The sequence below is a fragment of the Exiguobacterium sp. UBA6309 genome (genome assembly GCF_002439205.1).
Classification (GTDB): Bacteria; Bacillota; Bacilli; order Exiguobacteriales; family Exiguobacteriaceae; genus Exiguobacterium_A.
The window spans coordinates 1-22,577 of sequence record NZ_DJTL01000013.1; the positions used below are offsets into that span (position 1 = coordinate 1).

The following is a 22,577-nucleotide window of genomic DNA, read 5'->3' on the forward strand; positions in this document are numbered from 1 at the left end:
CGTCATTCTTTTTTTGAGTCAGACCCTTTTTCGTATAGATGTCACTTTTGAACGAGTGACTTCTGCAAGTTCGTATACAGCGGTTCAAATCCGAGTTCTTCATAAAACGTTGCGGCCCGGTCGTTGACCGTCCAAACGTTTAAGCGAACAGCATCGACCTTTCGTTCGAGTGCGAGTTCTTCTGCCACCTGCATCAACTGGCGACCGATTCCTGATGAACGATGGGAAAAGGTGACACCGACGTCAGTGATGTTCAAGATCCGAATGGGCGTAAATCGATCGGATGCTGGCGCCGTCCACTTGCCAAACAAGTAACCAATGAGTGTTTCTCCATCGAGCGCTGTCAGACAGAGGTGTTGTTCTGCTTCTATCATCTGACTTAAAGACTCTAGCGTGTATGGTGTCGTTACATCTGGGTGAAAGTGAGGCGACAACCGCTTGTGATGCGCGAATGTCTCTGCCGTCAGTGTAAGCAGGGCAGGGAGGTCTGAAGTACAGCTAGTGCGGATCATCAAGAAGCGATCACTCCGATCATCGATTTTGTTTGAGTACTTCGGCGACAAGTCCCGACACGTACGGACTGCCACGATCTTCTTTTTCGACTGACTCGATCATGATGGCAACGAGAAGATCTTTTTTGTCGTTGTCGTATCCAACGAAGAAGCCATTCTCTTTGCCGTCGGTTTCGCCTGCCTTTTTCAATTCTGCCGTACCTGTCTTACCGGCAACATCGACTTCTTTGATATCAGCCGGAAGCGTATAACCGTTATGAACGACATCATACAAATCATCGCGGATCATCTTCGCGTCGTCTGCGTCGAGTAAATCCTTCTTAAAGACTTGCTTCGTTTTTTCCTCTTGTAAGAGTGTCGGACGATAGATTGTTCCATCCGTCAGGAAAATTTCATACATCGATGCTAAGTGTAGAATGTTCGTCAACATCTGACCTTGTCCGTAAGACGTGTCCATCAGCTGTCCATCAGAAGAAATCGTCCCGTCGTTTGAGATCTGTGAGGCACGTAAGGGGTACGTGAACGGTAGCTTTTCACCGTATCCGAGCGCTTCAAGACCAGACGTAAATGCTTTCGTTCCGACTTGTTCGAGTGTCGAACGGGCGAAATAGATGTTGTCGGAATAGACGAGCGCATTATGCAGATTGACCGGGGCCGGTGTCTCATGAATGCGGGTGACGTTAAAACCATCGATCTTATTTTTCAGCCCATTGATTGTGTAGGCTTTTTCCGGGTCGAGCGTTCCGCTCTTTAATCCGACAGCAGCCGTCAATGGTTTTTGAGTCGAACCGGGTGCGAAGGCACTTGTGAATCGGTTCAATAATGGCTGGTCCGGGTCCTGCGTCAGTTCATCGAGTCGTGCCTGTGAGATTCCTGACATGAATTCAGAAGGATCAAAGCCAGGAGAGCTGAGTAAGACACGGGTCTCGCCGGTCTGCGGATCAATCGCTGATGCTGTTCCGGGATCATCCTGCATCGTTTCATAAGTCTTTTTTTGAAGAGTGGCATCAATTGTCAACGCAATATCTTCGCCATCTGTCGGTTTCGTTTCGGCAACAGTAACGTTTGAGCCGTCTTTTTTCTGTAAAGTGATTGTCGCACCGGCTTTACCACGTAAGCGCTCATCGAGTACTTGTTCAAGTCCACGTTTCCCGACTTGCTCGCCAGCTTGGATTTGATTTTTTGATTGTTTAATCTCGTCTGCTGTCGCTGAACCGATATATCCAATCAAATGAGAGGCTGCTTTACCAAGTGGATACGTTCGGACTTCCGTTTCTTGGACACTGATTCCAGGAATGTCACGCAATTTTTCAACCATTGCTTCGTCGGTCATCGTTTTGAGCGGAACGAACTGTCCATCTTTGACCCAACTTGCCTTTAAGGAATCTTCGACTGAAGAGGTCGAGCGGTCGAGCAATTCGGCAACTTTCTCGACGTCTTTTAATTGTCCGGCTGTCGCGCCGACAGCAAATCCTTTTCCAGAGGTTGCGAGCGGTTTCTCATTCGAATCGAGTAAATCACCACGTTTGCCTTCAACGGTTTGTAGCTGGACTTTGTCGTCCTTTTTAAAATCCTTTAGGACAAAAGAAGTATCCCAGTCGATGAACCAGTTTTCGGTCTCACCTTGTTTCTCGAATGTCAGTGGAACTTGTTTATCGTAGGCAACGGTTCCTGCAACTGTATCAAAGGAAATCCGCACGGGAAGGGACGCTTTTTCGTCATCCGTTGCTTCCTCCGCTTTCTTTCGTTCGACGGATAACTTTTGAATATCAAGTGATTTCGACAATTGTTTCGTTCGCTCGATGAATTCTTTTTTACCGTATTCTTTTTTAGTAGCTGTACTCGCGTACGTATACATTTTATCGTAGTCCTGTTTCTCCCAAAGTTTGATATAGGCATCAAGACGTTCTTCAGGTGTCGGTTGATCTTGGCAACCGGCAAGCAGAGTCACGCCGAAAGATGCCGATAGAATCAAGGGAATGGTTCGTTTCATATGATTCGCCTCCTATATGCATGAGAGCCATGCATATACCGTACCACTCCTGTCAGAAGATTTCATCTGAAACAAAAAACCGGACTTCTCAAGATGAGAAGTCCGGCGAATCTGATTCAGTTGAAGTAATTGAGTGGATTAACGCTGTTTGCTGCAGACGTTCCACTGTAGACGTAAGAGCCGCGGTGCATTTCAAAATGCAAGTGAGCACCAAAGGCATTTCCTGTCGAGCCGACTGTCCCGATTTTTGTTCCTTTAGCAATCGTTTGTCCAACAGAAACAGCACGGCTGTTCATATGTGCGTAAACTGTCGTGTACTGGATGCCGTTAACCGTATGCGTCATCATGACATGATTACCGTATGCACCGTAGTAACGAGACGTGATGACCTTTCCAGCAGCTGAAGCATAGATGGGTGTACCCGTCGGAGCACCGATATCAATACCATTGTGGAACGTGTAACCATAAACACCGCTTGCCGCACCGTATCCTTGTGTGATCGGACCGCTTGCTGGACGCGAAAAACCAGTCGTTGCTTTTGTTGAAGTCGTCGTACTGTACTTTTTAACATATGTAGAAGAAACGTAGCGTGATGCGCCGCCGTATGAAATTTTTGTCCATGAACCAGAAACACCGAGATAATTGAATGTCTGTCCTGTATTGACGCTACCGACGATTTTATAAGCCGTTGATGGACCTGTCCGGACGCGTAGTCCGTCTGCCATGACTTTTACTTTATATGTCGTTGCGGCCTCAACTTTCGAAGCACTCGTTGTAGCAAAACCTGAAACTACCAAAGCTGTCATTGTCATTGTTGTAAGCAAACGTTTCATTAAGTGTATTTCCTCCTTAAAAATCTGAAGCGCCAGAACTGATCATTACAAAATTGTAAGATTTTATGCATATTTATTTATTTTAAAGAATGATTTTTCGCCTGAGATGATTATAGCATCGTCAATAACACAAAAATATTTCAAATATGTTTCAAAATTACGCTTTGTTAACATATATTGTAATGGATTTTAAAGTAAAAAAAGAAATCGACAAATCGTCGATTTCTTTTTTTACTCGTATAACGTTAGTCAGCAGAGAATGGTGAATATACAGTGAGATGTTGAGGAAGTACCTCGACAGTCACAGGAACATGACCTGCCGTATCACCATCGGCATTGATTGGTAACTCTTCTTTCGAACGAATCTCGACACGTGTCGTCGTGAAGTGTTCGATTTGATCCGCCTTTGATAACCCACCCGTGATGAGTTTAGGTAATGCTTGAAGCGCATCAAAGAATCCGAGCTTCGTAATGATGAATCCATGCAGTAATCCATCGTCGACTTTTGCTTCTTCCGCAAACGATTCGAATCCACCAACGGAATTCGTCAAGGCGATGATTAACAAGTGGGCTTCTCCATCAAATTGTTTTTCGGCAGAGTTGATTTCGATTGGATAAGGACTATGATCCTTAAAGGCTTTCAGACCTTCAATGAAATAAGCGACCGATCCAAGTGACGTTTTCTGTTCGATGCTCACTTCTTCGACGGCTTCCGCAATCAGACCAACCGCAATGACGTTCATGAAGTAATGATCATCATATTTACCGATATCAAGCGGGCGGGCAGGGGCATCAGCTAATATCTGAATCGCCTCTTCGGGGTCCGTCGGGATGTGTAACGCGCGTGATAAATCATTGACCGTCCCAAGCGGTACGATCCCGAGTGTTGGACGATGTGGTTGCTCGGCAATTCCAGTAATGACTTCATTGACCGTTCCATCACCACCCATGGCGATGACGGCGTCGTAATTAGACTGGGCGGCATGACGTGCGAATTCCGTTGCATCGTGTTCTTTTTCCGTGAATCGAACGTCGACGGTTTGAAAGCGAGTAGCAAGCGTCTCTTCAGCGAGCGTCGCGTGTTTTTTTCCGAGTTCTTTACCAGAAGACGGGTTGATGATCAACATAGCTTGAGACAAGATGAATTCCTCCTTTGACGTATCTGTTCCTATTTTCCCGAGTCAAAGAAGGACTAATCATTTTAGTTCAAGTTTCTAAAATTAAACGTTCATACAAACCTTCAATTTTTCGTAACAATGCTTCTTTTTCCATCTCGACCGTCATCCATTCTTCTTCCGCGGATACATGAGAAAGAACGGCATCAAAATGTACGACTTGAAGTTCCAGCTCTTCTATTTGCTGTTCAATGGACTATTCTTTCGCAGGTGCTTTCGAACGCTTTGAAATTTTCGATTTCTTCTCATGATTTATCTGAGGTGGTGTGTCATGACTGGCTTGTCGTTTCTCCACTGCGTAAGCATAGTTTCCAGTATACGAAGTAATTTGATGGTCAAGCCAAATGATTTTTGAAAAAAGACGATTCAAGAAATAGCGGTCGTGTGAGACGGCGATCAATGTACCAGAAAAATTCTCGAGTGCTTCTTCAAGCGTCTCTCTTGATTCAATATCTAGATGATTCGTCGGCTCATCGAGAATCAAAACGTTGATCGACGAATGAACGAGTACGGCAAGCTGCAATCGAACACGTTCTCCTCCGCTTAGTGACAAAATAGACCGAAAGACAGTCGGTCCAAAAAACAGGAACCGGGCAAGAATATGGCGGGCTTCCGCTTCTGGAACGGCAATGCGGTCTCTAAACCAGTCGATTAAGCGAGCATCCTCCTCGAAATGGGCATGCTGGGACAAGTAACCGATCCGGTTCGATGGTCCACGCGTGAGCGTGCCTGCGTCTGGTGACAATTCATCAAGCAACAGTGCGAGCAACGTCGATTTCCCGCTCCCATTCGTTCCGACGATTGCAACCCGATCTTGAGCCATGATTTCGAACGAGACAACATCGAAAATGCGACGGGAATCGTAAGCGAAAGAGAGCTCTTCAGCGCGAAAGACGACTTGACTCGTATGATCGGTAGAAGAAAAAGAGACATCAGCGGTTTTGGCTTCGAGTTGCGGTCGTTTGATCCGTTCGATTCGCTCGAGTGCCCGCTCCATCGATTTTGCTTTACGGAATAATTTCTCACTCGGTGGAGATGCTTCGTTTGCCCACTGCCGTAGTCGACGAATCGCTTCCTTCATCTTCTTGATTTTTTTCTGTTGTTCCTGATAGGCGTGGAACTGTTCCATCAAGCGACGTTCTCGTTCGACGACGAACGCACTGTAGTTCCCTAGATAGGAGGTCAGTTCACCATCTTCAAGCTCGACGATCGAGGTGACGACGGCGTCTAAGAAGACCCGGTCGTGAGAGACGAGCAGGATAGTTCCAGTGTAGTCCCGTAAGAATTGTTCTAACCATTCAACGGCAGCTAAATCAAGATGGTTCGTCGGCTCATCAAGGATTAGGAGGTGTGGTTCCATCAGCAACATGCGACCGAGGCAAATCTTAGTTTGCTCACCGCCGCTCAACTGATGGAAAGGGCGAGTGAGTAACGGACGTAAATGTAATCCGTTCACCATGCGCTCGATCTTCGAGTCGAGTAGATAGCCATCTTTTTGTTCGAATGCATTTGTCGCTTCCGCATATCGAACGAGTAGTGCATCCAGATCATCTGGCGCTGTCGCCATCAAAAGCTCCAACTGTTGCATCCGAGAACGGATTGCGAGGATCTCTTCAAACGCCGTCCAAAGGACGTCGAGTCCGGTCATCGTTTCGGCATAAGTGGGAAGTTGTTCCAAGTAGCCAATCGTCAAACCGTTCTTTTGATAGATGACGCCACCGTCCGGTTGGTCAAGGCGAGCAAGTAAGCGGAGTAATGTCGTTTTACCACTCCCGTTTCGTCCAATCAGACCGACACGATCGTGTTCGTTTAAGAAGAGGGAAACGTCCGTTAAGATCGTTTCGCCTCCGAATTGTTTTGTCAGATGTTGAATGTCGCAAATCATCATAATGAGTTGATCCTTTCGCGCGCATTAAAAAAGGAGAGCGCAAATAGCACTCTCCCTAGTGTGTGAAAGATGCGCTTTGCTGTATTTTTCAATCATGAAGTTCTAAAAAGGGCAGACGGGTGCCTTAGAACGCCATTCCATGAAAAATCGCGCGCAACAGATACAATTGTTCCATTAACCAATGTTTGCACGCAGCAAAGTCCATCATTTCACACCACCTTTCGTTTCAGATACAATCAGTTTACCATTATCTTGTTAATTGCGGAAGTCTGAATTATTTGAACACACCAGCAATCGAGCTGAAGAAGTCACTCAGACCATCAAATAATTTAGCGAAGAATCCTTTTGTCTCCTCGGACGTTGCAAACGCATGGATGTCTTGACCAGCATTTTTTAGTCCACTCTCGATTTGCCCCCAGTTGATGTTCGCTTGCTCCATTTGATTGAATAGATTCGTCAACCGATCCATCTGTGCATCAGACAGTTGGATGTTGTTGTTTTGAATGACTTGGACGATCAGGTTTTCGATCTCGACTTTTGTTTCCGGTTTTTGATTCGCGATTTCGGCCTTGATCTCATTCATCAAATCAGCGACTTTATCTGTCCCGACTGTCTTCCCGACGTCTGAAGTGACCGATAATTCTTGCTGTGCTAAATCTTTCCGTTCGTCACTCAGCTTGATTCCGGTCTCAGCCGAAGTTTGATCATAGGCTTTCATGATTCCTGTCAGTGCCGATGTTCCAGTCACTTTATAAGGAGAAGTGATCGTGATGTCGGCATCTTTGACACCTGCCGTGACGAGAGCGTTCAAGTACATATCCTTCGTCACCCACGTAATGTTTTCCGTCGCAACGGAAAGTCCGTCACCTTTTTCCGTCAATTCGATTTTAGCGGATGAATACATGTTGCCACCTTTTTGCGACTGGGGAATGTTTTTCCCGAGATATTTTTCTTCGTCAGCAGAAGTGGCGATGATCGGCGTGATGCCTTCCGGTGCATTGAGACGGGAAAGCACCCAAGCCTTATCCTTTGCGCCGAGCGACTCCCCGAGAGTGACGATTGTTTTATCAACGACTTGCTCAGCGGATGCGGCTGTCGGAAGTAATAAAGCAGAAGCGATAACGGCTGACGCCATGATTTTTGTTGGTGTATGCATAATGAATTCCTCCAATTGTAAGTAACAGAATGAACTATAGTATCAGGTACTAAAATTAGTGTACGAGAACGAAAGGAGTTCGGAATCGGTCTGTAGATGGAGACGATATCCGCCTTCTGACACTCCATAGTATAGCGAAAAGAGGACAACTTGACTTCCATTTTCAGCATGCTATAGTGGATTTGAATCGAATAATGACCACTAGGGGAGTCGGTTGACCGACTGAGACGAACGAAGACGTTCGGACCCTTTGAACCTGATTAAGTTCGTACTTACGGAGGGAAGTGGCGTCAAGTCTTGTTCTTCTTGCGCCATGCCCGTGTGTTTCGGGGTGGTGTTTTTTCGTTTCATAAAAAAGAGGAGGATGAGATCATGACATTCACACAAGAAATCAAGCAAGCAGCACAAGCGTATTGGGACAGTAGTTTTACCCACCCATTCGTTCAAGGAATCGGCGAGGGAACGTTACCGCTCTCGAAATTTCGACATTATGTTATGCAGGATGCGTATTACTTAAAACACTTTGCGAAGATTCAAGCGAAGGCAGCGTCAAAAGCAGATGACTTTGCGACGATTGCGACACTTGCCGAGCACGCGACTTCGACATATGGGGCAGAACTGAGCTTGCATCAATCATTTTTCGAGCCGCTCGGTATCACAGAAGCAGATCTTGAAGCATTTGAACCGGCACCAACGGCATATGCTTACGTCTCACACATGCATCATGCGAATGAAGGGACGCTTGGTGAGACGATTGCTGCCATCTTGCCATGTTACTGGTTGTATTATGAAGTTGGACAACAATTATTGACGTGTACACCGGATGAAAAAATCTATCAGCAATGGATCGACACATATAGTTCGGAATGGTTCGAAAAGGTCGTCTTTGAACAGATTGCACGGCTTGATGCGTTGGCGGAACAAGCAAGCTCGGCTGAACGAGAGCGGATGAAACAGCATTTCGTGACGAGCTGTTATTATGAGTTGCTGTTTTGGCATATGGGATGGACGGAAGAAACGTTTACGTCGATTTACGAGACGATTCCAGCATGGACGGTATCTTCTTAAACGGATAGATGGTAGAATTAGGTATAACATTTAGCGGAAGTAGGGGTAGAAATGGAGATCATCGTGATCGTACTCGCAATCAGCGCCGCGTATGCCGTGCAACGAATGCTGGGTAAAGTCAAAGTAAGATTTATTGGATATATCATTCCAACTTTAATCGTGTTGTCCGGTATATCCGCTACGACTCGAAACTTCAAGGTAGCATATAGCATGGGGAGCTACATTTCTGCTGTTCTTGTCATTGTCGTCTATGCATTACTGACCTATTGGTTATACCGCGTCTACCATCGTGCGAAAGAAGAAGCGGAATATCCGTATCAATCATTAAAAGACCGAGGCATCCTTTAAAGGGGGCTCGGTCTTTTGTGTATCATGTTCTCATTTTTTCCAGTTTTTAAAGCCATCACCGAATTCGAGATGCAGTTGATCGGTAAAGACACCGTTCTGAAAGACCGGCACATCAACTGGTAAGGTGCCTTGCGGTTTGAACGTTCCGAAAATTGCTCGAATACCAGCAGGGAGGTTCGGTCCCGCTGATTTCAGATTGCCTGCTTCAGAGTCCGGTCCGTTCGGATCCCCTTTAAAACCATAGACGAGGACGTGTGCCGGTGCGTCCGGTTGAACGGCGACATCGTATGGATTACGGAGGCTAAGCAAGACGGATGGTGTATTTGTTTGTTTCGCATACCGGAAGATTGAAGCTGGAATCGCTTGCTCTGGTGCAGTAGGCAGTAGTTTGGCACTCGTATTGACGTTTGAACCAACGATGATGTAATCTGCTGCATCGAGTTGTGCCCGTAGTGTCGGGTTTTGGTCGAGCGGTAGCGTAGTAGCCGAGTAATTCGCTGTCGTTACGTGCCAGTTCCGGTTCTTAGGCAGGGAAGCAATCGTCTTTTTCATGCTGTCCGTTTGATCCGTCGCAGGGGCGATCACAAGAACGTTTGCATTCTTTTTCGGCTTGAAGGGTAACGTCCGCTGATCATTTTTCAGGAGTGTGACCGCGGCTTCCGTCATCGCGCGTTCTTTTGCTTTATGTTCGGGACTACCGACGATTTGGTTCGCTTGCGCGAGTTTATCAGCTAAGGATATCGTATCCGTCGTGCCATTCCATATTCCGCGTTCTGCCTTCAGCGTCAGGATCCGCTCGACCGATTGATCAATCCGTTCTTCTGACAGACGTCCGTCTTTGACTGCCGCAATCACGTCCTTAAAAATCTGGTCGAGTTTTATGACATCCTGCTCGGAACGAAGAATCGTCGGCATGAGCGCGATGTCGACACCGGCGTCAAATGTTTTCAGAACGGCTTCTGATTCCGTAAAATTGTCGGCGATCGCCTGCATATTCAATGCATCCGTGATGACGATGCCATCGTAGCCGAGTTTTTCGCGCAGTACGCCCGTGATGACGTCATCCGACAATGTCGCAGGTAAAGGGAAAGTGCCGTTTTTTGACGTGACGACTTCAGACTCGATTGTCGGCATTCCGATGTGTCCTGTCATGATCATATCGATGTCTTCGGCGATGGCTCGCTTGAACGGGACGAGCTCGACTTGTTCCAGCTCCTCCAGGGACCGGTCGACAACCGGCAAGCCATAATGGGAATCGGTCGCCGTATCGCCGTGACCCGGGAAGTGTTTCGCGGTCGCTGCGACGCCTTCAGTTTGAATACCCTTCATCAAAGCGGAACCGAGCATTCCGACGAGCTCCGGGTCACTTGAGAACGAGCGAACACCGATGACGGGATTTCCAGGGTTACTGTTGACGTCAAGAACCGGCCCGAAGTTGACATTGATGCCGAGCGCATGCAGTTCGGAACCGATGATATGACCGGCATCATTGGCATACGCACTACTACGGGTCGCACCTAACGCCATATTGCCGGGTAAGTTCGTTCCTGTTCCGAGCCGAGTGACGATGCCACCTTCTTGGTCGATCGTGACAAAGAGCGGAATATCGTTGCTGTCATCTTGTTTGACGACTTCTTGCAGATCATGAACGAGTTTTGTCGTCTGTTCGGTTTCACTGACGTTCTCAGCAAACAAGATGACGCCACCTAAATCATAGCGGTCGATGATGTTCGCGACTTCCGGAGCAAGCGACGTATGGTTACTGCCATTCCACTGCCGGAAGTCCGGCATGATCATCTGTCCGATTTTTTGTTCGAGTGTCATCATGTCGATTTTTTGACTGATCCGATCTGCTGAAGATCCTGCCTCTGCCATGACAGGCAAACTACTTGAGACGAGTACTGCTGCGAGTCCTGCTGTTAACGTGAATTGCCCAATCCTTTTCATGATGTACATCCTCCTCTAGTCAAACCACGACTGGAATACTTTTCAATACGGACAGTATAGCAAGGTGCTTGTTTTAAAACAATATTTTATTTGAAAACGATTACATTAGCAAATAAGTTTTAATAATGTTTTTGTGCATTCCGATTTGAAAAAAAAAAATGACTCCCCTTGAAGAGGAATCACTTTTTAGTCATTCGATCGATCAGCTATAGCGCTCCACGATGTTTGTCAGCTGGCGTTCGACAAATGACTGATCCTGCAGTTCACTATTGGATAGGCGGAGTTTGATCATCGACTCATCCGCTCCAGCCATTTCACTGAACAATGATCCGAGACTATGCGCACGACGATCGACTTGGACGATTAAATCAATCCCTGAGCTGTCTTGGAGCATGATGATTTCGATCTCATCCAGTTTATGAGCGTAGTGTGTATTGCGTGCTGAGTATTCAAGTTCCTGAGCAATCGGTAAATCTTTACGGAATCGTCCAGGTAATTTTTCTGTATCGGCTTTCTTTAACCGGAAGCCAAGTGACTCCATGGCATCTAAGACCATCGTTTGATAACGGTTTGCTTCGACGATGACAGCGTCACGGTCCGACGGATCAACGGATTGTGCGATGTCAAGTCCGGTCTCGATCCATGATTTCGATTGGCTGACGGAGAGTGGCGTATTTAGTGGCACACGTAATGTGAATGGAATTTCCCGCTCGACACCCGCTTCGATCGTGAACTTCGCTTCATTTAAGGCAAACCGGTCGAGCGTAAAGGTCGTAAACGTCGTACTATCATTGACTTCTTGTTTGTACTGCGTGTTGAATTCAAGATAAATCCGGTCAATTTCTTGATCGACGTTTCCACCTTTGATATGGACGACACCGTGGATTTGACCGCCTGGTTCACAGCGATCATCCGTCAACCGTGTGTCGACCGTTGCAGCACCGATTCCGATTTGTGAGAGAATTTTTTTGAACATGATGCATTCCTCCTTTTGATTACGTACGAATGATGAAGCGTGTAAACTTGTCGAACAGGTACGAATTTGCTACAGTTTCGAAAGAACATTAGAAAAGGACGGGACGACTAGTGGAACTACATGAATTAAAAGCGAACCTTGCTTCGAAAATCACGCAAGGAGTACTGATCCATGCAACGATGAGCAATCCGCGTCAAAAATCCAATGATCTCCGACGAATCAAGGTAAAACCGATTCTATTAAGAGATACGGTGATGATGCAGGTTGAGTTTCAATTTGAACGCGTCATGAAGCATGAAAATATTTTAGTGGAGGATTTCATCGGTCGACTCGATGACTGGTTCACGGAATTCCGGCAATTCCTCTTCCGTTTTGAAGAAGAAGAATGGCAGTTCCAGCTCTCGAAAAAGATGAAAGTCGCGATCAAGACATCCCAAAAGGAACCAATGAAAGCACTCTTGTCGCATGACCGAAAAAAAACCTATCTATTAGAAGACGGTGTACCGGTTCCGTTTCTGATTCGTCTAGGTGTGATGACGGAAGCGGGGCAAGTCAAAAAACAGAAGTACGATAAGTTCAAGCAAATCAATCGCTTCCTTGAATTCGTCGAGGATAGCATCGCCGCCTTACCAACAGGAAAAAAACTGCGGATTTTAGACTTTGGTTGCGGGAAATCGTATTTGACGTTCGCTCTCTACCATTATTTAAAAGTCGTCAAAGGATTCGACCTTGAAGTGACAGGTCTTGATTTAAAGAAAGAAGTTATCGAAGAATGTACGCAAATTGCACGTGATCTGGATTATACCGATCTGACATTCCGCGTCGGAGACGTTCATGATTATACAGGGGAGACGGAAGTCGACCTGATGGTGACGCTTCACGCTTGTGATGTTGCGACGGACGTCGCACTCGCGCGAGCTGTCGACTGGAATGCATCAGTCATCCTAAGTGTACCGTGTTGTCAAAAGGAACTGAACCGTCAATTGGACTGCGCTCCGCTTGATGTCATGCTCCAGCACGGACTGATCAAAGAAAAATTCGCATCACTTGCGACGGACTCGATTCGTGCCGAGTTATTGACGCTTGTAGGATATGAAGCGCAATTGCTTGAATTCATCGATCTTGAGCACACACCGAAGAACATCTTGATCCGTGCGTACAAACAAAACAAGCGACCAACGGAAGAAAAAATCGACCGGTACATCGCATTCCGTGATCTGTTGCAGGCACGACCATTTTTAGAAAATGAATTAAGCGGCAGACTTGGACAGATTTCACCGAAACTCGTACAATAAGAAGGAGAACGAATCAAAGGAGGCAATACGATGGATTTCCAAATGTATTTTGAAGATGTCGTCCAAACAGCCCGCAAAGAAGCGCAAGCTGCTGGATTTGAAGAATTAACGACGCCAGAGAGCGTGGATGAAGCAATGAAACGGGAAGGTCTGACACTTGTCCTTGTCAATTCTGTTTGTGGATGTGCTGGCGGGATCGCCCGTCCTGCAGCAGCGTACGTCAATCGGAAAGAGGGCATCAAGCCCGATCATTTCGTCACAGTATTCGCTGGACAAGATCGCGAAGCGACAGACCGTGCGCGTGAATATTTCGAAGGTTATCCACCTTCATCTCCATCATTTGCGTTAATGCAAGATGGAAACATCCTCTCGATGGTCGAGCGCTTCGACATCGAATCGTTCACGGCGGAAGAAGTCGTCGAGAAACTTGAATCATTAATTGAAATCTACGCCTAAGCGAAGAAGACTCCTGAAAAAGGAGTCTTTTTTTGTGTATTCATAAGACTAAAATAATAAATTTTAAATTTGAAAACGTTTGCAAAATTGTATAAACAGTCATTTATGCATGATTTATGAATAGAAAGTCAAAAAAATTTATATATTTATGCTTTACAGTGAATAAATATTCGTATATCCTAAAAGCAATAGAACAGGTCAGGCTTTTCGGTATTGAATTGGACATACACATAAGTCATACTATTGTTAAAGTTCTGACAATTGAGCGTTGGAAGGGGAAATCTCGAATGAAAAAATTATTAGCAACGGCAATGGCAGGCATTCTGGCAGTCACAATGGCAGCATGTGGCGCGTCGGAAGAATCAACAGGTGGATCAAGTAAGGATGATAAAGTATTGACGATGGGAACATCAGCGGATTACTTCCCATTTGAATACATCGATACGAAAAAAGGAGAAGACATCGTCGGCTTCGACGTTGCGATCGCCAAAGAAGTTACGAAAAATCTTGGATATAAATTAAAAATCGAAGATATGGAATTCGGTAGTCTACTTGGTGCGCTTAGCTCAGGTCGTGTGGATTTCGTCATGGCGGGCATGACACCAACGGAAGAACGGAAGAAAAATGCTGACTTCACGGACATTTACTTCGAATCGAAAAACTTAGTCATGACGAAGGATAAAGCGATCAGTTCAGAAGATGAACTCAAAGGTAAAAAAATCGGTGTCCAGCTTGGTTCGATTCAAGAGGGACTCGCGAAAGACCGCTTTAAAGACAGCGAAACGGTTCCATTGAACAAAATTCCAGAAATCATTCAAGAATTGAATACAGGTCGGATCGATGCCCTCATTATCGAGGATGCAGTCGCCGTCAAATACATGGATCAAGATGCCTCCCTGAAAACGTACCAGATTAAAGAAGATGGTCCAGCTGGTTCAGCAATCGCCTTCAAAAAAGGGGATAAGATGCGTGACGATTTCAACAAAGAGCTGAAGAAAATGATCGACAGTGGTGAAATCGATAAATTAGCAGAAGAGTGGTTCCAAAAAGAAGCAAAATAAGTCAAGTGCATGGGGGTGGGGGTAACTTCATCCCTTTTGTGCGACGTTAGGAGATTGATTATGATAGACTTTACAAAGATTCAAGATTCAATTCCATATATTCTCGAGGGCATTCCGGTCCTCTTCCAAGTCGTCATCGTAGCAGCCATTGCCGGGATGCTGATCGGAATCGTCGTCGCGGCACTAAAAATCACAAAAAGTCGAATCCTCCGTTTTATCGGTCATGCCTACACAGCGATTTTCCGGGGTACACCACTGATTTTGCAACTGGCAATCGTTCACTTCGGATTACCGCAACTAACTGGATATGTCACGACAGGATACCAATCAGCAATCATCGCCTTCTCTTTGAACTCCGGAGCGTATATTTCGGAAATCATTCGGGCAGGGATTCAGGCTGTTGATCGTGGACAATGGGAAGCTGCAGATGCGCTCGGTATTTCGTATTTCAAACAACTGCGTTCGATCATTTTGCCGCAAGCCTTTAAAAATATCCTCCCAGCGATCATGAACGAATTGATCACGTTGACGAAGGAGTCGGCGCTTGTCTCGACGGTCGGCGTGCTTGATGTCATGCGCCGGGCGCAAATCGTCGGAGGAGAAAAGGCAATCTATTTCGAACCGTTATTATTTGCCGGATTCGTATATTTTGTTCTTGTCATGGGATTGAGCTTGATAGGCCAACAAGTCGAAAAAGCTATGAGAAAGAGTGGGTAATCAGATGGAACCTATGATCCAAGTCACCGATTTGCATAAGCAGTTCGGAAAATTAGAAGTATTAAAAGGTATATCGACGACGGTTACACGCGGTGAAGTCGTCGCTGTCATCGGACCGTCGGGATCTGGTAAATCAACATTTCTACGATGTATCAATTTACTTGAACAACCAACGAGTGGGACGATCATCGTCGATGGTTTTGAACTGACAAAACCAAAGGCGAACATCTCGAAAGCACGTCAGAACATCGGCATGGTTTTCCAACAGTTCAACTTGTTCCCGCATAAGTCTGTCCTTGATAATCTGACGTACGCACCAATCAACGTCCTCGGGATTTCAAAGGACGAGGCGATTAAACGAGCGGAGACGTTACTGGAACGTGTCGGTTTAGCGGAAAAACGCGATAATTACCCGAATCAGTTGTCAGGTGGACAAAAACAACGGGTCGCGATCGCCCGCGCACTTGCGATGGAACCGAACGTCATGCTGTTCGATGAACCGACATCAGCCCTTGACCCAGAGATGGTCAACGAAGTGCTAGACGTCATGAAGCAGCTTGCTGAGAGTGGAATGACGATGGTCATCGTGACGCACGAGATGGGCTTCGCAAAAGAAGTCGCCGATCGTGTCTTGTTCCTCGATGAAGGAATTTTAATGGAAGAAGGTTCACCAGTCGAACTCTTCGACAATCCGAAGACGGACCGGGCAAAAAAATTCCTCGAAAAAGTTTTATGATCACCGTACGCTAACTCTGAAAAGGGGTTAGCGTTTTTCGATTTTTAATATAGAGGAGGATAAGAATGAAAAAACTGCTGGAAGGTCATCATACTCGTCTGACACGTTTTCAACCGGAAGATACCGAAGTGATGCAACGATTGCTTGACGATGCGACATTCGCCCGTCATTTTAGTGCAACGCCATATCGTCATTTATCCATGGATAAGATTGAAAAGATGATGGCGACGGATGCACCGGAGACGTTTCGATTTGCGATCCGGAACTTTGAAGATGAACGGATGATTGGAGTCGTTGCATTAGAAGATATTTTACCGGCACACGGAACGGCGTGGTTGATGATCGGCATCGATCCGGATTGTGAAGGGCAAGGGTATGCGACGGATGCGCTACAGACGATCCTCGAATACGCCTTCTTGGAGCTGAATCTGTACCGGATTCAATTGACGGTCTTTGATTATAATTTGCGTGCAATTAAATTATACGAGCGACTTGGGTTCGTGCAGGAAGGAAGATACCGTGCTTTTTTACGACGAGACGGAGAGCGGCATGACATGTTACTGTATGGATTACTTGAACCGGAATGGAGGGGTCGACAATGATTCAAGAAACGGAAGCGTTCGTCCGGTCGTTTCATGCGACGGACTTTTCAGGTCATGATTATGCTCACATTGAACGAGTTCGCCGTTTAGCGTTACATATTGCAAAACAGGAAGGCGGGAATACCCGGATCATCGAATTAGCAGCCTTACTTCATGACGTAGCAGATAGCAAACTCGGGGGAACGGCAGAGACGGTCGCCACCTTTTTGCAAGGAAAGGTGACAGAGGAGGAACAGGAACAGATTTTAAACATTATCACGAGCCTGTCCTATAAAGATGGCACACGTCCACCAATGCGAACGATCGAAGGACAAGTCGTCCAAGACGCCGACCGTCTCGATGCGATCGGCGCAATCGGGATTGCGCGAACGTTTCAGTTCGCTGGTCGGTTCGGGGAGCCAATGCATGTGCCAGGACTAACAGCACGAAAGCCGGGTGATCGAACAGGCGAGACAAGTGCCCTGAATCATTTTGAAGAAAAGTTATTCCGACTAAAAGATTTAATGAATACGAAGACGGCCCATCATTTAGCGGAGGAACGGCATCGCTACATGGAAGAGTTCGTGGCTCGTTTTAAGGAGGAATGGGAGGGGGTTACGGGAGGAACAGGTGAGTTTTAAATTGTTTAACACATAAGGCGTGTTGTCCGGTTCGTTTTCCAGACAACACGCCTTATGTTGTATTTAACTAAGGATGATGGCAGTAATTAACCCAAGTGCTGCGAACAGACCAACGATCGCGCCGCCTTCCTCGTGAGCTTCCGGCATCATCGTCGAAGCGAGCATCGCGATGATCCCACCACTTGCGAAGCCACCGATCATGGCGAACTGCATGTCTGGTAGTTCTGCGAGAACCGTATAGCCGGCGAGTGAGGCGAGGGCGGAGATCAACCAGACGACTCCCCACATCAGCAAGACTTTTTTCTTCGAAAAGCCATCTTTTCGTAACCCCGTCGTACTCGATAAACCTTCCGGGATGTTACTGACGAAAATTGCCGCGACGAGTGCCGCGCTGACATTTCCAGATAACAGACTGGCACCGATCATGATTGATTCTGGGATGGCATCAAGAATCGTCCCAAAGAAAATCGCCGTCCCCGTGCCTTCATTCCCACCAGACGAGCGTTTCCGTTTACTCGCGCCGCGTGACGAGACGAACAAGTCAAAGCCCGTAAAGACAAGTGCCCCGACGATAAAGGAAATCGCGACGACGAACGTTGTTGATTTCTTTAATGCCTCATCGAGCAACTCAAATGTCGCTGCTCCAATCAAGATTCCTGTTCCAAACGACATGATGTAACCGATCAGTCGTTGTTTTAAGGGTAAGTACAGTCCAAACAAGGCGCCAATGACAACGGCGCCACCTGCTAACGCACCCCAACCGAACGCACCCCACATATGATCGCCTCCTTCTTGTACTTTCTACCTGTTCTATATAATTCATAAACATAGCGAAAAGAAAGAAAAATAGTTCGAGACGAATGTAAGGGGCTGACTCCAAAAAAGAATGCCGCGTCTTTTCACGCTCTTTCCTCAGGCGAGACACAAGCCAGTTTTCCTGCTTCATTCAAGCAGGAAAGCAGATCTTGTTCGTCTCTGACAGCGCAAAAATGCGCTTTTTCCTGTAGGAGTGGCGTGAAACGCGTCATTCTTATCTTTGTGGAGAACGACTTCTTAAGTGATTAAATCTCAATCATCAGAATGGTTGTTTATTTAACCAATGACCACCGTCAAGAGCGATGCATTCTCCGTTCAAGTAGCGGGCTTGATCTGATACCATCCAGCTTGCGAGCGTCGCGATCTCTTCCGGTGTTCCGAATCGACCGAGTGGGACGTTGCGGCGAATTCGTTCCGCGTGTTCTGGTGATAAAGCGAGTTTATCGGCACCACCCGTTCGTTCGATCGGTCCCGGACTGATCGCGTTGACACGGGCTTGATATTTATAGCCCCATTCGACGGCAAGCGTCCGCGTCAAGTTCAGCACGCCGGCTTTTGCAGCAGCACTCGGAGCGACACCAGCGCCGGCCTGCCATGCATAAGAAGCGACGATATTGACGATTTGACCGCCAGCGACTTGATCTTCCTGCCAACCCTTGACAAGAGCGTGACAGCAGTTAAATGTCCCGTTGAGGACGATATCGATGACCGTCTTCCATCCATTCGGCGATAATTCGTCGGTCGGACAGATGAAGTTCCCGGCAGCATTGTTGATCAATGCCTCGAGACGACCGAACCGTTCGCGTGCTTGCTTGACAGCAGCAAGACAAGCGTCCGCGTCACGGACATCCATCTGAATCGTCAGATGCTCGCCTTGAATCTGTTCCAATGCTTCATCCATCAGTCGCAAGCGTTCTGCGTCACGTCCTGTGACGACGACATTCCAGCCAGCTTCCTTTAAGGCGAGCGCCATCGCTTTCCCCATTCCGTTCGTTCCACCCGTCACCATGATCGTTTGTGTCATATTGCTTCCTCCTTTATGTAATGAATGAACAGCCATTCATATTCTTTATTCAAAAAAGAAGGAGCGAACTCCTTCTTTTTTTACTTATTGTGTTGCAAGAGCTGTATCTGTTAAAACAGGAACGACTTGTTTCTTACGTGAAACGACACCTTCGAGGTAGACGAGGTTGTTCGTCGCTTCAAGACCATAAGCACGTTCGACGAGATTCGCTTCTTTCCCGAGGACGAGTCCGACTGAGTTGTTCGTCAAGATATCCGTGACGATAAAGACGAACAAATCAAGACCTTTTGCAAGGATGACTTCGTTGATCGCTGTTTCGAGTTCTTCTTGGCGAAGCAAGACTTCAGCTGTATCGACCGTGTTGACTTGAGCGATTTCGACTTTGAGTGTTCCCATCGTGAATTCTTTTGCGTCAAGTGCGATCAATTCAGGAACAGTTTTCTTCGAGAGATCAGCTCCAGCTTTGAGCATCTCAAGACCGTAGACGTTCGCATCGACACCGGCGATTTCTGCGAGTTCACGCGCTGCGATGATATCTTGCTCTGTGCAAGTCGGTGATTTGAACAGAAGCGAGTCAGAAATGATCGCTGATAGCATCAGACCAGCGATTTCTGGTTTGATTGCAACACCATGCTCTTTGTAGAGCTTGTTCAGGATCGTTGCTGTACAACCGACTGGTTCTGCCCGGTAATAGACAGGATCCGATGTCTCGAAGTTTGCGATTCGGTGATGGTCGATGACTTCTGTTACCGTAACAGCGTCGATATCGTTCGCACTTTGTTGACGTTCGTTGTGGTCGACTAAGATGACGTGTGACGCTTCTGTCGCGACCTCTGTCACTAGACGTGGTGCTGAAACTTTGAACGTATCGAGCGCGAATAACGTTTCATCATTCATCTCACCGAGGCGGATTGCTTCGGCATTGACACCGAGCGCTTTCTTTAATTCTGCATAAGCGATTGCCGATGTGATCGTATCGGTATCAGGATTTTTATGACCAAATACTAAAACTTTTTCCATGACGTGTTCACTCCTCAATGATTGTTGTCTCGCCCTATAGTGTATCATATCTCGGATTTAGAAAGCGTTCATTTTCACTAGGATACCAGCGATTTTTTCGCTCCAGAAGGGGTCTGACGCGTAAAAGACATTCATTCCTTTTTGTTTGTTCCCGAGGTAAGCCCCGCGGAAATAACGTCCATCCCGATCAAGATAGTCCTTTGCGATGAATCGGCCGGTCTGCTCGATTGAATCCGTCAAGGATTTATAAGCAGTCGCATCTTCTCCCGGGGCAGAATCCGTCGCATTGACGCCGAATAGATTATTTTTTTCGCGGGCAATCTCAGACCGTCCATAGTCGGATTCGTGAATGGCGTGTGCAAGCAGGTAGGCCGCGTTGACCCGGTATTTCTTTTCAACGGATTTAAAGACTTTTCCTTTCCCGACCAAGGGGCTGTCCGGCGCTTGCTCCTTGATGAACGCATCGAGTTGTTTGGCACTCAGGCGCGTCGGTTTCGTCAAATCACGTGTCAGTGTCTTCGATTCGACGTATTTGCTCGTCCGAGACGTCGCGTTCGTCGCTTCACCAGCGACAATCAATCCACCAAGTCCACCGTCAGCAACGATGTAGTGAAGGAGTCGATTTCCCTTCGTCTGATAGTACGACGGATTCGAGACACGTTCTGCTGGGAACGGACGTAAGCGATCCGTTGGGACATAACCAGTTGCGCCTGCGACGCTGATGCGACTCGTCTGTTCACCGAACTGAAGCAATTGGACGCGTGTGCCGGAAGCGACGTAGGTAAGCCGTTTCTTTAAATCGGCGTCATGATGAATCGACAGAATACCGCGATCATCGACGATCCCGGTACCTTGTCCACCGAGATAGACGTAGCGGTCGTCCGATGAACGTTTTACCGCACCACGCTGACCCGCATACTCCTTTGCCTCGGCGAACGTTTGAAAGTCTTGTTCGTTGATTGTACCTTTCTCATAGCGCTCAGCTGTATAAGGAGCCGGTGGGGATAAAACTGTCTTCGGTTCCTCACGAAGCCAAAAGAACAAGAGAATGCCGATGAGGAAAAAGAAGAGTAACCCTTTCAGTGAGCTAGTCCGGCGCACGGGGCGACCAGGACGGATAGTGCGTGTCGTCAAAGAAAATCACGTCCTTTAAAAAGCAATGGACATTCGTGTCCAACGTAGGTAGTCTAACAAAGAAAAACAAAAGGGAGGTGAACCTGATGCAAATCGGTTATCGAACGCTGAAGACAGCGGTCGCTGCCGCGCTCGCGATGTGGATCGCGGAGCGACTCAAGCTCGATTATTACGTCTTCGCTGCGATCATTGCGATCTTGAGTATCCAATCGACACGAAAGAAGACGTTTCGGTCGTCCTACGAACGGATCATGGCGTCATTACTTGCCATCGTACTTGGATTCATTCTGTTCGAAGTCATCGGCTATCGTCCGGTTACGTTATTGATCTATTTCATTTTATTCCTTCCATCCGTTCAACGCCTCCGACTTCAGGACGGTTTCATCACGAGTGTCGTCATACTGACACATTTGTATACGGAACGTCAGCTCAACGCACATATCCTGTTGAACGAATCCTTATTGCTCGGCATTGGTGTCGGTGTCGGAATGCTTGTCAACATGTACATGCCAAGTCTCGATCTATTGATCGACGACCGACGGGAAAAGATTGATCAACGGATCGCGTCCTTATTCTATGAAGTCGCGGCCGCGATCGAGACAGGGCGAGTCAATCATCATGCGTTGACGCTTGACGAGACGGAACGTCTGTTACATGAGGGAAAAGATGCTGCCTTAAAACGGATGGGGAATGCGATCGGTCGACGTAATGATGATGAGGACTATGCCTATTTCCGGATGCGCGAACAACAATTCGAGTTACTGCGCGGTATCGTCCATCATGCCGAGGAACTTGTTCTCGTCGTCGAAGAAGGAAAAAAAGTCGCCGCCTTCTTTCGGACGATTGGCGACAATGTCCGACCTGAAGCCGACGCAATGGTATACATTTTAGAACTAGAAGCGCTATTGACGCGTTTTCGTGCCTCTGCCTTACCCGTCACGCGGGAAGAGTTCGAGGTCCGCTCTGCCTTGTTGCATATGCTGCAGGAAGCAGAGCAATATTTGCGTCTCAAACAACGCTACGTCAATCAAAAGAAATAAAACATCGTTGAAGCGAATGTTCCGAGTAGGAAAATCGCTAAGATTCCGATCGTCGTCCATTTAATGATCCGTTGTTGTTTCGATGGTCTTGCCATATCGTCATGTCCTCCTCTCTCATATCGACTGATTACTGCCATTGTACAAACAACCTTTCAGAAGT

Annotated in this window: 22 protein-coding genes and 1 riboswitch; of the genes, 10 read left to right on the forward strand and 12 right to left on the reverse strand. The window is 46.9% G+C overall.

What is annotated here, in order from left to right; genetic code table 11:
- Positions 1–41: 41 nt before the first annotated feature.
- The 6 genes from B3M90_RS03635 to B3M90_RS03660 form a co-directional block, all read right to left on the reverse strand.
- Positions 42–512 carry a GNAT family N-acetyltransferase gene (locus B3M90_RS03635; protein WP_251137943.1) on the reverse strand — a complete coding sequence of 157 codons (471 nt, stop codon included), beginning with the start codon at positions 510–512 and terminating at the stop codon, positions 42–44.
- A gap of 19 nt (positions 513–531) precedes the next feature.
- The gene (locus tag B3M90_RS03640) at positions 532–2,505 is read right to left on the reverse strand and encodes a penicillin-binding transpeptidase domain-containing protein (RefSeq protein ID WP_290782642.1); all 1,974 of its coding nucleotides are present in this window, start codon (positions 2,503–2,505) and stop codon (positions 532–534) included.
- Positions 2,506–2,621: 116 nt separating this feature from the next.
- Positions 2,622–3,311, reverse strand: coding sequence for a peptidoglycan DD-metalloendopeptidase family protein (locus B3M90_RS03645; RefSeq protein WP_414655224.1), 690 nt, complete (start codon positions 3,309–3,311; stop codon positions 2,622–2,624).
- A gap of 272 nt (positions 3,312–3,583) precedes the next feature.
- Complete coding sequence (locus tag B3M90_RS03650; RefSeq protein WP_035409044.1) at positions 3,584–4,477, reverse strand: diacylglycerol/lipid kinase family protein; 894 nt, start codon at positions 4,475–4,477, stop codon at positions 3,584–3,586.
- Positions 4,478–4,709: 232 nt separating this feature from the next.
- Positions 4,710–6,398, reverse strand: coding sequence for a ribosomal protection-like ABC-F family protein (gene abc-f / locus B3M90_RS03655; RefSeq protein ID WP_290782645.1), 1,689 nt, complete (start codon positions 6,396–6,398; stop codon positions 4,710–4,712).
- A 277-nt stretch (positions 6,399–6,675) separates the two neighbouring features.
- Complete coding sequence (locus B3M90_RS03660; RefSeq protein ID WP_214855133.1) at positions 6,676–7,557, reverse strand: DUF1002 domain-containing protein; 882 nt, start codon at positions 7,555–7,557, stop codon at positions 6,676–6,678.
- Between the two features lie 193 nt (positions 7,558–7,750).
- A riboswitch (TPP riboswitch) is annotated at positions 7,751–7,857 on the forward strand.
- Between the two features lie 72 nt (positions 7,858–7,929).
- Between B3M90_RS03660 and tenA the strand changes: the two genes are divergently transcribed.
- Complete coding sequence (gene tenA, locus B3M90_RS03665; protein WP_290782647.1) at positions 7,930–8,625, forward strand: thiaminase II; 696 nt, start codon at positions 7,930–7,932, stop codon at positions 8,623–8,625.
- 51 nt (positions 8,626–8,676) lie between these two features.
- Entirely contained in the window at positions 8,677–8,973 is a 297-nt protein-coding gene (locus tag B3M90_RS03670; protein ID WP_290756911.1) for a hypothetical protein, read from the forward strand.
- 30 nt (positions 8,974–9,003) lie between these two features.
- Here B3M90_RS03670 and B3M90_RS03675 read toward each other — a convergent pair whose 3' ends face one another.
- Both B3M90_RS03675 and B3M90_RS03680 read right to left on the reverse strand, forming a co-directional pair.
- Complete coding sequence (locus tag B3M90_RS03675; protein ID WP_290782649.1) at positions 9,004–10,920, reverse strand: glycoside hydrolase family 3 protein; 1,917 nt, start codon at positions 10,918–10,920, stop codon at positions 9,004–9,006.
- 202 nt (positions 10,921–11,122) lie between these two features.
- The gene (locus tag B3M90_RS03680; RefSeq protein ID WP_290782650.1) at positions 11,123–11,896 is read right to left on the reverse strand and encodes a sporulation protein; all 774 of its coding nucleotides are present in this window, start codon (positions 11,894–11,896) and stop codon (positions 11,123–11,125) included.
- A 110-nt stretch (positions 11,897–12,006) separates the two neighbouring features.
- Between B3M90_RS03680 and B3M90_RS03685 the strand changes: the two genes are divergently transcribed.
- The 7 genes from B3M90_RS03685 (at position 12,007) to B3M90_RS03715 (ending at position 17,383) form a co-directional block, all read left to right on the forward strand.
- Positions 12,007–13,191 (forward strand): class I SAM-dependent methyltransferase, encoded by a 1,185-nt coding sequence (locus tag B3M90_RS03685; RefSeq protein WP_035409035.1) that lies wholly within the window; start codon positions 12,007–12,009, stop codon positions 13,189–13,191.
- A gap of 30 nt (positions 13,192–13,221) precedes the next feature.
- Entirely contained in the window at positions 13,222–13,647 is a 426-nt protein-coding gene (locus tag B3M90_RS03690; protein ID WP_023467616.1) for a BrxA/BrxB family bacilliredoxin, read from the forward strand.
- A 287-nt stretch (positions 13,648–13,934) separates the two neighbouring features.
- The gene (locus B3M90_RS03695; protein WP_035409033.1) at positions 13,935–14,708 is read left to right on the forward strand and encodes a transporter substrate-binding domain-containing protein; all 774 of its coding nucleotides are present in this window, start codon (positions 13,935–13,937) and stop codon (positions 14,706–14,708) included.
- A gap of 57 nt (positions 14,709–14,765) precedes the next feature.
- Positions 14,766–15,425 (forward strand): amino acid ABC transporter permease, encoded by a 660-nt coding sequence (locus B3M90_RS03700; RefSeq protein WP_035409731.1) that lies wholly within the window; start codon positions 14,766–14,768, stop codon positions 15,423–15,425.
- Positions 15,426–15,438: 13 nt separating this feature from the next.
- Positions 15,439–16,161 (forward strand): amino acid ABC transporter ATP-binding protein, encoded by a 723-nt coding sequence (locus B3M90_RS03705; protein ID WP_035409728.1) that lies wholly within the window; start codon positions 15,439–15,441, stop codon positions 16,159–16,161.
- Positions 16,162–16,226: 65 nt separating this feature from the next.
- Positions 16,227–16,763, forward strand: a complete 537-nt coding sequence (locus B3M90_RS03710; protein ID WP_290782652.1) for a GNAT family N-acetyltransferase — start codon at positions 16,227–16,229, stop codon at positions 16,761–16,763.
- Positions 16,745–17,383 carry an HD domain-containing protein gene (locus tag B3M90_RS03715; RefSeq protein WP_214855144.1) on the forward strand — a complete coding sequence of 213 codons (639 nt, stop codon included), beginning with the start codon at positions 16,745–16,747 and terminating at the stop codon, positions 17,381–17,383. The genes B3M90_RS03710 and B3M90_RS03715 overlap by 19 nt, the downstream gene beginning before the upstream one ends.
- A 63-nt stretch (positions 17,384–17,446) precedes the next feature.
- On the opposite strand, the gene B3M90_RS03720 is transcribed toward B3M90_RS03715, so the two are convergent.
- The 4 genes from B3M90_RS03720 to B3M90_RS03735 all read right to left on the reverse strand — a co-directional run bounded on the left by B3M90_RS03720 (position 17,447) and on the right by B3M90_RS03735 (position 21,377).
- The gene (locus B3M90_RS03720) at positions 17,447–18,160 is read right to left on the reverse strand and encodes a ZIP family metal transporter (RefSeq protein ID WP_035409029.1); all 714 of its coding nucleotides are present in this window, start codon (positions 18,158–18,160) and stop codon (positions 17,447–17,449) included.
- A 298-nt stretch (positions 18,161–18,458) separates the two neighbouring features.
- A complete protein-coding gene (gene fadH / locus B3M90_RS03725) occupies positions 18,459–19,223 on the reverse strand; it encodes a 2,4-dienoyl-CoA reductase (protein WP_290782654.1) in 765 nt (254 codons plus the stop codon).
- Positions 19,224–19,307: 84 nt separating this feature from the next.
- On the reverse strand, positions 19,308–20,243 hold the full coding sequence (locus B3M90_RS03730) for a manganese-dependent inorganic pyrophosphatase (protein ID WP_087679899.1): 936 nt from the start codon (positions 20,241–20,243) through the stop codon (positions 19,308–19,310).
- A 57-nt stretch (positions 20,244–20,300) separates the two neighbouring features.
- Positions 20,301–21,377 carry an N-acetylglucosaminidase gene (locus B3M90_RS03735; RefSeq protein WP_214855148.1) on the reverse strand — a complete coding sequence of 359 codons (1,077 nt, stop codon included), beginning with the start codon at positions 21,375–21,377 and terminating at the stop codon, positions 20,301–20,303.
- Between the two features lie 86 nt (positions 21,378–21,463).
- On the opposite strand from B3M90_RS03735, the gene B3M90_RS03740 reads away from it, so the two are divergent.
- A complete protein-coding gene (locus B3M90_RS03740; RefSeq protein WP_035409021.1) occupies positions 21,464–22,417 on the forward strand; it encodes an aromatic acid exporter family protein in 954 nt (317 codons plus the stop codon).
- The last annotated feature ends 160 nt before the right edge of the window (positions 22,418–22,577 follow it).

Excerpts from the sequence above, each read along its gene's own strand:
- B3M90_RS03715 (WP_214855144.1), top strand. The coding sequence starts at position 16,745 with ATGGAGGGGTCGACAATGATTCAAGAAACGGAAGCGTTCGTCCGGTCG.
- B3M90_RS03730 (WP_087679899.1), bottom strand. The coding sequence starts at position 20,243 with ATGGAAAAAGTTTTAGTATTTGGTCATAAAAATCCTGATACCGATACG.
- B3M90_RS03635 (WP_251137943.1), bottom strand. The coding sequence starts at position 512 with ATGATCCGCACTAGCTGTACTTCAGACCTCCCTGCCCTGCTTACACTG.
- abc-f (WP_290782645.1), bottom strand. The coding sequence starts at position 6,398 with ATGATTTGCGACATTCAACATCTGACAAAACAATTCGGAGGCGAAACG.
- B3M90_RS03720 (WP_035409029.1), bottom strand. The coding sequence starts at position 18,160 with ATGTGGGGTGCGTTCGGTTGGGGTGCGTTAGCAGGTGGCGCCGTTGTC.
- B3M90_RS03645 (WP_414655224.1), bottom strand. The coding sequence starts at position 3,311 with ATGACAGCTTTGGTAGTTTCAGGTTTTGCTACAACGAGTGCTTCGAAA.
- fadH (WP_290782654.1), bottom strand. The coding sequence starts at position 19,223 with ATGACACAAACGATCATGGTGACGGGTGGAACGAACGGAATGGGGAAA.
- B3M90_RS03690 (WP_023467616.1), top strand. The coding sequence starts at position 13,222 with ATGGATTTCCAAATGTATTTTGAAGATGTCGTCCAAACAGCCCGCAAA.
- B3M90_RS03740 (WP_035409021.1), top strand. The coding sequence starts at position 21,464 with ATGCAAATCGGTTATCGAACGCTGAAGACAGCGGTCGCTGCCGCGCTC.
- B3M90_RS03705 (WP_035409728.1), top strand. The coding sequence starts at position 15,439 with ATGATCCAAGTCACCGATTTGCATAAGCAGTTCGGAAAATTAGAAGTA.
- tenA (WP_290782647.1), top strand. The coding sequence starts at position 7,930 with ATGACATTCACACAAGAAATCAAGCAAGCAGCACAAGCGTATTGGGAC.
- B3M90_RS03660 (WP_214855133.1), bottom strand. The coding sequence starts at position 7,557 with ATGCATACACCAACAAAAATCATGGCGTCAGCCGTTATCGCTTCTGCT.
- B3M90_RS03710 (WP_290782652.1), top strand. The coding sequence starts at position 16,227 with ATGAAAAAACTGCTGGAAGGTCATCATACTCGTCTGACACGTTTTCAA.
- B3M90_RS03640 (WP_290782642.1), bottom strand. The coding sequence starts at position 2,505 with ATGAAACGAACCATTCCCTTGATTCTATCGGCATCTTTCGGCGTGACT.
- B3M90_RS03695 (WP_035409033.1), top strand. The coding sequence starts at position 13,935 with ATGAAAAAATTATTAGCAACGGCAATGGCAGGCATTCTGGCAGTCACA.
- B3M90_RS03680 (WP_290782650.1), bottom strand. The coding sequence starts at position 11,896 with ATGTTCAAAAAAATTCTCTCACAAATCGGAATCGGTGCTGCAACGGTC.
- B3M90_RS03670 (WP_290756911.1), top strand. The coding sequence starts at position 8,677 with ATGGAGATCATCGTGATCGTACTCGCAATCAGCGCCGCGTATGCCGTG.
- B3M90_RS03675 (WP_290782649.1), bottom strand. The coding sequence starts at position 10,920 with ATGAAAAGGATTGGGCAATTCACGTTAACAGCAGGACTCGCAGCAGTA.